We start from the raw sequence: 11496 nt of genomic DNA, 5'->3' as shown, positions 1-11496 counted from the left end.
AGCGGGTCCGAAGCTACTTCACGACGACCAGCTTCGCCGACCCGTTTCTGCGGAGCACGTTGGTTCCTACGTCCGAACCGTGCCGCCTGAGCATGATATCCATGCTGGTGTCACCGAGCCGGAGGTTTCGGATAATGATCTCGTCCAGAAAGCACGGCAGCACAGGATCGACGAACCGGATCTGTTCTGCAGCGTCATCCAGTTCCAGCCCCAGGCATGCCGCGAGGACGCCAAACAGGGAGGCGCTTGCCCATGCCTGCGGCGCACATGCAACAGGATAGGCAGTAGGTCCCCGGTGTGGGCGCCGCTCGAAACCGCAGAAGAGCTCAGGCAGTCTTCGGAGTTCCTGGTGCGCTGCGGCGTCAAAGAGACCCGACAGGACGCGGGCGGCCTCTGCCTTGAGGCCATAGCGCGCGAGGCCCAAGGCGATAACCGCATTGTCGTGCGGCCACACCGAGCCGTTGTGATAGGACATCGGATTGAACCGCGCCTCTCCGGTTCCGAGCGTCCGGATGCCCCAGCCACTGAATGAACCCGGCGCCATCAGCTGGCGGGCCACGCTGAATGCCCGTTCCGGTGCGCAGATGCCCGTGACGAGAAGGTGCCCGGCGTTCGACGCGCGGATTTTGCAGGGCCGCTTCGCTCCGTCCAGCGCCAGCGCATAGGTGCCGAGCTCCTCGCACCAGAAGGCGCGCTCGAAACTGCGCCTGAGACGCTCGGCCTGCTCCTCGAGGCTTGCCGCGAGTTCCTCGAAACCGAGCGCGCGGGCGAGGCTGGCCGCAGCTCGGCGACCGGCATAGGCATAGCCCTGCACCTCGCAGAGCGCGATCGGACCGACGGCGTCCGATCCATCGGCGTGGAAGATCGCGTCATGCGAATCCTTCCAGCCCTGATTGGCCAGTCCGCTCTCCGTTTCGCGGTGGTATTCGACGAACCCGTCGCCGTCCATGTCGCCGGACTGGTCGAGCCACCGCAGAGCGGCCTCGATGTTCGGCCAGAGCGTTGAGATGGTCTCCCGGTCGCCGGTCCGCTCGAAGTACATTCCCGCCAGCATCAGGAAAAGCGGGGTCGCATCGACGGTGCCGTAATAACGCCCGAACGGCACCTCGCCGAGATTTGCCATCTCGCCGTGCCGCATTTCGTGCAGGATCTTGCCGGGCTGCGCGTCGGATTTCGCATCTGCTTCGGTCGCTTGGGTGGACGCAAGCACATGCAGAACGCCCTTTGCGAGTGCCGGATCGATGGGGAGCATCAACATCGCCGTGATGATGCCGTCACGCCCGAACACGGTGCTGAACCAGGGGATCCCGGCATAGGGGTAGAGCCCGAGCGGCCCTCGGGTCGCGAGCGTGTAGATGTCGGACGTCGCGCGGCAAAGCACCTCGTCGAAGACGTCGTGCGAGGTGGTCACGGTTGCGATGCCGGCTGTCGACGCGCGCCGGGCTCGACGGGTGTCGCGATAAGCCAGGAAGAAGTTTTCGAGACGCGGCGGCTCCGCCACCCCGCACCCGACGGTCACCACGACCGACGCGCCCTCGCCCGGTGCGAGCGCCACCTCGATGGCCGTGCGGTCGATTCCGATCTGAGCTGGCGTCGGCTCGACCAGGAGCGCTGCCCGTCGCTCGAGCCCGTCGAGACCGCGATAGGTCAGCTCGACCCGATTAGGCGGCAGAACGCGCGCGCTTTCCTCGCCCCGCTGTTTCCGCTTCGTGCCGCGGACTTCGAACAGATCGCGGAAATCCGCTCCAAACAGGAATCCGAGCCGGATATGCCGGGCTGTCCTTCCAAAATTCCGCAACCCGAAGCGCTGGTGGAGCGCGCCCTCCCACAGGAACGCCGTGCGTTCGATGAAGATCGTGTCGCGGGGCAGCTTGTCCCCGTTCGGAAGCAGCACGTCGGGGTTGGTCAGGTCCACGGTGAGAGCCGATTTGTCCTCGTGGGCGGCGGAGGAAAGCAGGAGCGGGCGCGCACCATCGATCCGGAACTCGAAGCGGGAGAGGAACCGCGTGTCCCGGTAGAAGAGCCCCTCCGCGGTGTCGCGAACCGTCCCGATGTCACCGAACGCATCCAGCACGGCAAACGCGTCACCGTGCTTGAGCGTCCTGAGTGGCCGGTCGACAAGCGAGCCCTGAGGCTCGATCTCGTACTCCGACCAGAGGTTCGGATCGCTTCCGGAGTAGGGCCTCTGCTCGCCTGTCAGAGCGACGACATTGCGTACCGGATCGCCCATGGTCCGCTCCTCAGAGCCGCCCCGCCGCTATTCCGGATTGGGTTACAGCCGCCCCGCCTGCAAGACGTGCTGGCACCAGCGGCGACACCGCCCCGAGCAGCATCTCGTACGCCTCGACGTAATCCGCCGCCATCCGGCTGGCAGTGAAGCGGCCCTCGAAGCGGTCGCGGACCAGCCTGCGCGGCAGGGACTTCGCGTGTTCGACCGCAGCGACGGCTTCGTCCAGTGAACTGACGATGAAGCCGCTCCGCCCAGGCTCGATCACTTCGGGCACAGAGCCCTGCGACCATGCGATCACCGGCGTTCCCGTCGACATCGCCTCGATCATGACGAGCCCGAATGGCTCCGGCCAGTCGATCGGAAAGAGCAGCGCCGATGCGTTCCCTAGGAAGTGGCACTTCTCGGCTTCGCCGACCTCACCGAGGAACTCGACCAGCGGATGGTCGAGCAGCGGCTTCACGATCTCGTCGAAATAGGTCTGGTCCGCGCTGTCGACCTTTGCGGCGATCTTCAGCGGCACTCCCGCCTCAATGGCGATCCGGATCGCGCGATCGGGTCGCTTCTCCGGCGATATGCGCCCCAGAAACGCAAGATAGTCGCCGCCCTGCGCATTGAAGGGGCAGACGGACGACGGCAGCCCATGGTGAACTGTGCGCACCCAGTTCACGACCGATGGGACCGGCTCCCGCTGGTTGTCGGAAATCGAGACGAGCGGCATGTCCGGATAGGCGGCGTAGATCGGGTGATAATCCGGCAGATCGAGGCGACCGTGCAACGTCGTTACGCATTTGTGCGCCAGGTCCTGGAACAGGGGGTACTGCAGCAGGTCGATGTGGAAGTGGATGACGTCGAATTCGTCGGCACGCCTGCGAACCTCCTTCAGCATGACGAGCAGGTTCGCCGTGTGGTCCTTGATCCCGGAGAGGCGCAGCCCCTGCGGCACGCACGCCACGAGATCCGCGGCGGTAATCGAGTCGCCGCTGGCAAACAGCGTTACCGCGTGCCCATCGGCGACGAGTTCCTCGGTCAGCCAGGAGACGACCCTTTCCGTACCGCCATAAAGCCTCGGCGGCACCGCCTCGGCGAGAGGTGCCACTTGCGCGATCCGCATGGTTTCTGGACCTTTCCTCTGGCAGACCGGCGCATCCTGCTGCCGGCGCCTCCCGTACGACATGACAACGCGCGCGACGAACGCCAGTTCGCCCCGCCTCACGGTGAAAGCCTGAATAGGTTCTTGCGCTTGTCGGTCTTGGGCTGCGCGCTGTAATCCCTTTCGCCGGCATGATGGCGATCTCGACTGCCTCCACGCAACACGAGGAGACGGAACGGCGGAGGGCGTTCTGGCAGCTCCGGCAGGCGCTGCTCCAAAGTGCAAGGACAAGCTCCGGCAGGACCGTTGATATTCGCGCCGGGTCCTACGGGCCGGAGAACGGCGGCATGAGGCTGCGGGATGGGGCAACCGGCCGCGGACGGAGATCCCCAAGGAGCCCCGTCGCTTCCGGCCGACTCACTATGCAACGATGGGGCAGCGCCCCCTGACGCTCATTTCCCTTTGACGGCGTCCTTCAGTCCACCGACTGCATTTTGTACCGTGCCCTCGACCCTGTCGGCCTTGCCTTCAGCTTCGAGCTTGGCGTCGCCCACCGCCTTGCCGGCGGCCTCCTTGATCTTTCCCTTGACTTCCTTTGCCGATCCCAAGATGCGGTCCTTGTCCATGATAGTTTCTCCTGGTTATTGCGTTGGGCACGCGAGGCTACTGGTGATCGATACCGCCGTTCCAACACCGTCCCCGCCGCGCGCGGTCTTGAGTTGCCCGCCGAGCTGCCTGGCGAGCGTCGCAACGATGCTCGTCCCCAGACTGGGCGCGGCCGGTTTCGAATTGCCGTAGGGCCGGCCTGCACCATTGTCTGAAACGGTCAGCGTCCAGCCCCGGCCTTCGACCCGATAGGTCACCACGATCCGGCCAGTCGACGCATCGAGCGCGAAGGCGTGCTTCAGGGCGTTGATCACCAGTTCTGTGACGATCAGCCCCATGCTCGTCGCCGTTGCGGAAGAGACCGCGACGGCGTCGGCCCGGACCTCGATCACAATCCGTGCGGCGTCGCCGACGACCGATGCGGTCAGGTGCTCGCAGAGCCTGCGCAGATAACCTGCGAGTTCGAGATCGCCTCCCTCGCGTGAATTTTGGAGCTGCTGCTGCACGGCGGCCACCGCCAGGATGCGCCTACGAGCACTCTCCAGATGCAGACGTGCCTCGGCGGAATCCACCTTTTGTGCGTCGAGAGCGAGTATGCTCGCGATGATTTGCAAGCTGTTGCCGACGCGGTGGTGCACTTCCCGCAGCAGGGTTTCCCTGTGCTGAAGCAGCACCTCCGACCCTTGCGTCGGGTAGCGTGGGCTTCTTGCATGCAACTCCGGCAGCACATGCGATCGTTCGATCGCATACTGGGTCGTGCGGCGCGGCTCCGTGACCAGAGTCGGCATTGACATGATGGCGCTCCCACCGCTTTGCGACCGAGTTCGTCGAGCCGTCTGACCCGGAGATGAACGTCCGCGGAGGCCTCGGCCTTGAGGGCACTTCGGCCCTAAAGGGGGACAATTCTCCTCCCTTGAAACTATGCCGCCGGAGGGGCGACGGCTGTGCAAAATTGATCACCGGAGAACATCGCTCGATCAGCGCTCGATGTGCGGCTGGTCGTGCAGGACTGCATTCAGCAATGAGCTGTGGACCTCGATTCCACCGTTGTAGGAAATGAAGCCGAGCTTGCGGAACTTGTTCATGAAGAAGCTGACGCGGGCACGCGTCGTGCCGATCATCTGGGCGAGGGTCTCCTGGCTGATATTCGCGATCATCGGCTCGGGCTCGCTGTCCTTGCCGAAATTCGCGAGGAGAAGGAGAAGCCGTGCGAGCCGCTTCTCGCTTGAGTTGAAGAGCTGGTCGATCAGGTCAGCCTCGACACGTACGGAACGTCCCAGGAGATGCGCGATGAAGATTTCGGAAAATGCGGGCTCCTCGTGAATCAGCCGGACGATCGTTCGTTTCTCAATGCGAGAGATCACCGATTCCGACATGGTCGCGGCGGTGGAAATGCGCTGTGTTTGGCCGGCGAGGCCGCCCTCACCGAAGAACTCTTTCGGGCCGAGCAGGGCCACGACGGCTTCTTTCCCTTGCTCGGAAACTACCGTAATTTTCACCTTGCCCTTCTGGATGTAGAAGACAGCGTCCGCCGGATCGCCCTGCGCGAAGACGACCTGCCCGGCGCTGTAGTTGCCGATGCTTGCCCCGTTGCCGACGCGCGCCAGAAACGCCTTGGAGTCGAATGTCGGCGGAGATTTTCTTGCCATCATAGTCGCTCCATTCAATGGCGCTTCCCGAGTGCGGAAGCCGTCCGTTCAAACAAGGTCATAGCAGAAGCCGACACCCTCGGTGGGTGCCCGATCAGTGCCCTCGCATCGGCTTCTCAGGAGAGGATCAACCTGTGGACAGGATAGGCGGCGCCGTGCTTGATCGACCATTCGAACTGGTGGCGATTCCAGCCTAGGATTTCGAGGTGCTGCAGGCTCTGCCGCCGATCCACAGGAGCCACCCTCAGGCGTCGGCTCGACTAGGAGCGCTGCCCGTCGCTCGAGCCCGTCGAGACCGCAATAGGTCAGCTCGACCTGATTGGGCGGCAGAACGCGCGCGCTTTCCTCGCCCCGCTGTTTCCGCTTCGTGCCGCGGACTTCAAACAGATCGCGGAAATCCGCTGCCACGGTAATCGTCGGCACAGGCTGCTCGACGACGAGGTTGGCGGCACCTGCCTCCTGGTTCGGCTGCTCGGCGCGTCCATTCTGGCCTGCCGCCTGCGCTCCTTCGTTGGTGTGGATGCTGGCATAGAGATTGACGCACTGCCGGTCGTCGCCGCGCTCGACCGCCTGGATGCTGCGCTCGATCTGCTCCGGCGTCAGCCTGCTCCGGTTCTCCTGAAATTAACGCTGGAATGCCGTGCAGTCGCGGATGTCCTGCGCCTGCGGCTGCTGGCCCGGTTGCTGCCCGGCAGGTGCTTGTTGCGCGAACGCGCTGCTCGCAAGAGCGGTGCCGGCCAGAAGGGCAAAAACTGCGGGAAACTTGTGTACGGTCATAGGGTTATCCCGTCAGCTTGTTGGAAGCTCCGACATGCCCCTTGCGAAGCACTACCCGGAGTGCGTCGCCCTTGTTCCGGAGGAACGCACCACCATACCTTCTGCCATACCTTCGGTGCTGCTGCAGTTACCCGGTTCACGATGGTGATTCACGACTCCATGGCGGCTGTGCAGTCCCGCCCGGCATCGCAGCTGGCGTCAGCATCCCACGCGGCGCTCTCGGGCTCACTCCGAGCGCTTCAAACGGTAGAACGAGGGGCGGGCATTTCGCATCGGTATCGGCAGTGCCGCTCCGGGCAGATCGTCCTGGTCGGTGATCATCCAGCCGGGGAAGGCGGCGAGAATGGATGGGCTATCTGCGCCGCGCGGCAGGAACGACGGCCGCCGAGCCGGAGCCCAGGCCAGCATGAGCATGCTCGCACCGGGCAGGGTCGCGGAGGTTACCGCCTTGCCCATCCTGGTCCGCTGCTCGTCGCCGAAACCATGGAAAACACCGATATCGAGCACGAACGAAAAGCCGTCTCCCATGCCTGCTTTGCCGATCTCGGTGACGTCTGCATGGAGGAACCGGACCTGAACGCCGGCAAGGTCGGCACGCCGTCGGGCCTCGCGCAGAGCCTTGCGTTCGAGTTCGATACCAGTGACGTCCCAACCGCGCCGGGCGAGCTCCACCGCCTGAATACCGGTACCGCAACCCACATCGAGTGCACGGCCGTATGGCCGTTGCCGGCCGCTCTGCTCGCGATCGAAGAGAGCCGATATGCGCTCCGCTTCCTGCGCAGCCGCCCATTCCCAAGGCTTGAGTCCGGTCCAGTATGCCAGCTTGTAGAACCACTGCGACGACTGCATCGCGTCGATCCGCATTCTTCCCGCATCGGCTCAATGAGAGCAGACAGAACCTCACATGTCGAATGGACGGCATCAAAAGGCGGGCAGCCAGCGGCGACAATGTTCGAGCTGAGATCGCGATGGTGTTGCGGCTCGCCCGTCGCAGCGGACGGCGGAACCGTTCTGCCCTGACCGCTGTTCTCCACCCTTCTCGAGGAGTGATACAATGAGCCGCGGCCTTCCATCCATGACAGCCCTGCTCGGGCTTCTTGCCATCGCAGGCTACCAGAACAGGGACAAGCTCGCTGAAATGCTTGGTCGCGGCACGGACGCCGGGCCGACGGGTGGCGCGGGAGAGCCCAACGCCGGCGCATCTGGCGGGCAGGCAAGCGGGCCTGGCGGAGCGGCCAGTGCAGGAACCGTCCTCAGCGGCGGCCTCGGTGAGCTCCTTGAACGCTTCAGGCAGAGTGGTCAGGCCGACACCGCCGATTCGTGGGTGCGAACGGGGCCCAACAAGCCGGTCACACCGGGCCAGCTCGAGCAGGCGATCGGTCCTGAAGCACTTCAGAACCTGTCGCGGCAGACGGGGCTGTCGCGAGAGGAACTGTTGGCGCGGCTGAGCCGTGACCTGCCCGATGCCGTTGACCGGTATACGCCGCAGGGCCGCCTGCCGCTGGCGGACGAGGCGTAGAATTCGACCGATTCACGCCGTCCTTGTTACGGCGTCACCGGCACTACCTGGAGGAGGGTGACGTGGGCATCATTTGGACGATCGTCATAGGATTCATCGCAGGCGTGATTGCAAAGCTCGTCACGCCCGGCAAGAACGAGCCCTCCGGGTTCATCCTTACGACGATCCTCGGGATCGTTGGCGCGTTCGTCGCCTCCTGGTTGGGTCAGGCTCTGGGCTGGTACGGCCCGGGTGAAGGTGCAGGGCTGATAGGTGCAGTCATAGGTGCGGTCATCGTCCTCCTGATCTGGGGAGCTGTGGCGGGTCGGCGGGGATCACGATCGGTCTAATCAGCGAAAGCAACTATTTCGCAGTCTCGTCGAGACAGCCGGTAGGGTGGCCGCCTGAACACGCGACTACCCGGTTGATCCTGACGAAGCTCGGACGTGCTCGATGGCTCAGGGACCGGCCGATACGCCTCGAGGCCCCGTCAGGACGCGCGACCACCTCGGTCAGATCGACAACTCGATTACGCGATGCAGCCGTCCGCCAAGCTGCTGTCACTCTCGGAGGCGACGAAGCCGCCGATCGTCGCGCGTATGAGCGCGACCATCTCTGCGTCGTGTTCGGAGATCCGTTCTGAGCTCGCCAGGTGCTGCAATGGTCGGAGGCAGGTTCGGCCCCGAACGCCACCTGAACAGCGGGTTCAGGTTGGTTGCAGTTTCACCTGCTAAGCTTGCACCTCCGTCACGGGAGTCGTTTCATGAACGCCGCACTTCGCAGCTGCGCTTTCACCATTCTGATCGCTGCCCCGCTGGTCCTTGCTGGTTTCGCGAACGGTGCCCGAGCCGATCCGGTCGTCCGAGGCGAGGAGCACTGCGTTGTGAACGTGCGCGCCGACGACGCTCTCAACATGCGAACGCGTCCAAGTGCACGTGCGCCGATCACGGCGCGCAAGCGCAATGCCGAATGCGGCATACTTGTCACCGACGCTTGCCAAGGCAGTTGGTGCCCCGTCGAGGATGGTCACGCGCTCGGCTGGGTGCACCGGCACTACATCGCCATGGTGTCGCCAGCCATGTACTGCGTTTCGGGCGTAGCCCCAGGCGACGTGCTGAATGTCCGCGCCTACCCCACACCTCAGTCTCGCGTGATCACCCGGCTTGGTCGTCGGCAGTGCGATATCGCGTTCCTGCCATATGCGGTTGGAACCTGGCAGAAGATCCGGGTCGATGGCTGGCAGGGCTGGGTCAATCGCCGTTACCTCAGCGGACAGTGAGAACCCCACCGCCGCCTGCTGTGTGGTGCGGAGAGGCTGGCCTCTGCCAAGTGCCCCCGGATCCTGCGTAGCACCCGGCGCAGAAGGGGCTGAACGCTCGCCTGCCGTGAAAGCCGCGCCGACAGCCGATGTGGCGGAACATGAGGAGATGGGCACAGGCACGACCATGAGGATTGCATGCGCCGAGCGACAGCCCGCACGGCGTCCATCTTATCGATCAGTCATGAGGGCGCTGCCCGATTGGGATCGCCCTCGACAATCTTCCAGTACGAGTCCTTTCGCATGACCTTGCCGTCCCGGAACGTGTAGAAGTCGCACCCTCGGACTTCCAGGCGCCTTCCGTCGCCGGTCGTGCCCGTGAGCGTCCATTTCGACATGCCCGTCTGGTGCGCCTCATCCACGAAGTGCTCTTGGTCCGCGTAATGGACGTCGGGCAGTCCTTCGAACCGCGAGGCGAGCCCCTGGCGGACAGCGTGCTTTCCTTCAAAGCGGGCGCCCCAGGCATGCGGCCCCTTTGGCATCTCCAGGATGCAATCGTCAGCAAAGGCCGCCGTGATCCGGTCGAGGTCGTGCGCATTGAACGCCTCAGCCAGCTCGACGAGCAGCTCTCGAATCTGAGTCATGGTTCGCTCCTGAACCGAGCCTGCACCGAGCCAACCGAGTTGCGGCGGCTGCGGTCTCCAAACCAAAATCCCGACCCGCACCTGCTCGTGGAACCGGCGTAGCCCTCGCCGTACTCGTGGCGAAAGCGCCAAAATGCCACGAGTGGCGTACTCCTGTCATTGCGCGTTTGCCTGCGACGTCGTTCTGGTTTCGCCTTCTGATCATCAGCGGCTCACCGAGCCGGTCGAGTTCGCTGCGAAATCCACGCTGGAAAACAGGCCGCATTGGGCCAGAAACGAAACCCAAGCCTCTCCTTTTAAACTGGAGGAGTTCAGGGTCTCAGGTCACGCGTCGCCGAGTTTGTGATCACCGGGATCGACGCGACTCCCAACTGTCGTTGCTGATCGTAGTTGACCCGGGCAGAGAGGCGCATGTGATCGCCCTTCGCTTTCCCTGCCGACGAACGCCCCGTCGGGTTCTTCCTAGATCGACGCGATCTGCGCTGCCTGATCCCCGGTGGCACTCAACGGCGCGCGACAATTTGTCGTGCAAACGCGATCCCTTGTAACCATATGGGATTCATGTCCCGTCCCCATCACAGGTCGCTGGCCGAGATCTTCATCGGTCCCCCGGCGTTCGGCACGCCCCGTCAAGTGGCCGGGCTGTCCGCCGGACCGCAATGACCGTGCGAACCCATACACGCGACGTGACGTTTCATCGGCCGTTCTCCATCAAGGGTCTAGACGGTGTGCTCCCGCCGGGCACGTATACGGTGGAGACGGAGGAGGAGCTGCTCGAGCAGCTTTCGTTCACTGCCTATCGGCGCGTGGCCGCGTCGATCCGTGTGCCGACCGGCGGTAACTCCTATCAAGTTTTCCGCGTAGACCCGACAGACCTCGCTCTTGCCGAGGAGCAAGAGGGGGCCGAGCGCGTGCGGTGACCGGTTAGAGCAGGGAACACCTTGGCTCTCGGCATGGTCGTGCCGAGTACCCGAGACGGGGTCGCGCAGTCTTGGACCCTAGGCTCGCGCGGGCCGATAGCGGGAGGTGCCTGGACGAATCGCAGCCATTTTCACGCACCGGGCGGCGTTGCCCGAAGATCGGACCAGACATGCAGTGCCACGCGGTTCTTCTCACGGTCACTCTGCTGACAGCAGTCGGGGCTGCTCCGGCCATGGCGGAGTGCAACATCTCGGACGCCAAGCTTGAAGAGGCCATTCTGCATAAGCCGGAGCTTCGTGATCCCGCCAACCGCCAAGTAGTACGCGATCTTCGGAGTCTGCGGGACTCCGCTTTCATCCTGTGGTCCTACGGGCGCCATGCCGACTGCGACCGGCTCGTTGCCAGCATCAGGGAAATCGTCACATCCCCCTCGATCGGTGGGTTGGGGGACAACGACGAGGACGAAGCCGATCAACAGTTCGCCGCGCGCGAGCCGATGGTCCAACGCGGCGGCGCAGCACTGGGTCGCCGGGATGACAAGGGTGCCAAGCCCCTCATCAACATCAACGAGATGGTCCCGAGTTTGCGAGCGGACGAGATCATCGGCGCCGAGGTGAGAAGCTCTGACGACAGGATCATCGGCGAAGTCAGGAACATCGTGTTCGGGACGAAGGACCGCCGGGATTACGCGATCGTGGCTTCGGGTGGGTTCTTCATTCCCGGAAAGGACAGCATTGTCGTGCCGATCCCTGTCCTCCGGGTTTCGTAGGAGCGGGAAAGCTTCTACCTGCCGCTGACAGAGGCGCAGGTGAACGCCGTCCCC

The 11496-nt window shown here is 64.0% G+C and carries 14 protein-coding genes; 5 read left to right on the top strand and 9 right to left on the bottom strand.

Annotation, left to right across the window (positions count from 1 at the left end; genetic code table 11):
* Positions 1-13: 13 nt before the first annotated feature.
* The 8 genes from ACUN0C_RS18610 to ACUN0C_RS18575 form a co-directional block, all read right to left on the bottom strand.
* Positions 14-2230, bottom strand: a complete 2217-nt coding sequence (locus ACUN0C_RS18610; RefSeq protein ID WP_445467907.1) for an amylo-alpha-1,6-glucosidase — start codon at positions 2228-2230, stop codon at positions 14-16.
* A 10-nt stretch (positions 2231-2240) separates the two neighbouring features.
* The gene (locus ACUN0C_RS18605; RefSeq protein ID WP_445467906.1) at positions 2241-3341 is read right to left on the bottom strand and encodes a glycosyltransferase family 4 protein; all 1101 of its coding nucleotides are present in this window, start codon (positions 3339-3341) and stop codon (positions 2241-2243) included.
* A 431-nt stretch (positions 3342-3772) separates the two neighbouring features.
* Entirely contained in the window at positions 3773-3946 is a 174-nt protein-coding gene (locus ACUN0C_RS18600; protein ID WP_445467905.1) for a CsbD family protein, read from the bottom strand.
* 15 nt (positions 3947-3961) lie between these two features.
* Entirely contained in the window at positions 3962-4714 is a 753-nt protein-coding gene (locus ACUN0C_RS18595; protein WP_445467904.1) for a sensor histidine kinase, read from the bottom strand.
* 189 nt (positions 4715-4903) lie between these two features.
* Positions 4904-5575, bottom strand: coding sequence for a Crp/Fnr family transcriptional regulator (locus ACUN0C_RS18590; RefSeq protein ID WP_445467903.1), 672 nt, complete (start codon positions 5573-5575; stop codon positions 4904-4906).
* 48 nt (positions 5576-5623) lie between these two features.
* On the bottom strand, positions 5624-5983 hold the full coding sequence (locus ACUN0C_RS18585; RefSeq protein WP_445467902.1) for a glycogen debranching N-terminal domain-containing protein: 360 nt from the start codon (positions 5981-5983) through the stop codon (positions 5624-5626).
* A gap of 216 nt (positions 5984-6199) precedes the next feature.
* The gene (locus tag ACUN0C_RS18580; RefSeq protein WP_445467901.1) at positions 6200-6352 is read right to left on the bottom strand and encodes a hypothetical protein; all 153 of its coding nucleotides are present in this window, start codon (positions 6350-6352) and stop codon (positions 6200-6202) included.
* A 225-nt stretch (positions 6353-6577) separates the two neighbouring features.
* Entirely contained in the window at positions 6578-7216 is a 639-nt protein-coding gene (locus ACUN0C_RS18575) for a class I SAM-dependent methyltransferase (protein ID WP_445467900.1), read from the bottom strand.
* 190 nt (positions 7217-7406) lie between these two features.
* Here ACUN0C_RS18575 and ACUN0C_RS18570 point away from each other — a divergent pair, with 190 nt between their 5' ends.
* From ACUN0C_RS18570 to ACUN0C_RS18560, 3 genes are all read left to right on the top strand, one after another.
* A complete protein-coding gene (locus tag ACUN0C_RS18570) occupies positions 7407-7871 on the top strand; it encodes a YidB family protein (RefSeq protein WP_445467899.1) in 465 nt (154 codons plus the stop codon).
* 62 nt (positions 7872-7933) lie between these two features.
* Positions 7934-8200 carry a GlsB/YeaQ/YmgE family stress response membrane protein gene (locus tag ACUN0C_RS18565; RefSeq protein WP_445467898.1) on the top strand — a complete coding sequence of 89 codons (267 nt, stop codon included), beginning with the start codon at positions 7934-7936 and terminating at the stop codon, positions 8198-8200.
* Between the two features lie 413 nt (positions 8201-8613).
* A complete protein-coding gene (locus ACUN0C_RS18560; RefSeq protein ID WP_445467897.1) occupies positions 8614-9129 on the top strand; it encodes an SH3 domain-containing protein in 516 nt (171 codons plus the stop codon).
* 221 nt (positions 9130-9350) lie between these two features.
* On the opposite strand, the gene ACUN0C_RS18555 is transcribed toward ACUN0C_RS18560, so the two are convergent.
* Positions 9351-9752 (bottom strand): nuclear transport factor 2 family protein, encoded by a 402-nt coding sequence (locus tag ACUN0C_RS18555; protein ID WP_445467896.1) that lies wholly within the window; start codon positions 9750-9752, stop codon positions 9351-9353.
* 659 nt (positions 9753-10411) lie between these two features.
* On the opposite strand from ACUN0C_RS18555, the gene ACUN0C_RS18550 reads away from it, so the two are divergent.
* Positions 10412-10672 carry a hypothetical protein gene (locus ACUN0C_RS18550; protein WP_445467895.1) on the top strand — a complete coding sequence of 87 codons (261 nt, stop codon included), beginning with the start codon at positions 10412-10414 and terminating at the stop codon, positions 10670-10672.
* Positions 10673-10905: 233 nt separating this feature from the next.
* The gene (locus ACUN0C_RS18545; protein ID WP_445467894.1) at positions 10906-11442 is read left to right on the top strand and encodes a PRC-barrel domain-containing protein; all 537 of its coding nucleotides are present in this window, start codon (positions 10906-10908) and stop codon (positions 11440-11442) included.
* Positions 11443-11496: the final 54 nt, after the last annotated feature.

Source organism: Faunimonas sp. B44, assembly GCF_052655945.1.
The sequence above is the reverse complement of the archived record's forward strand: the minus strand, read 5'-3'. Positions and strand labels throughout refer to the sequence as shown.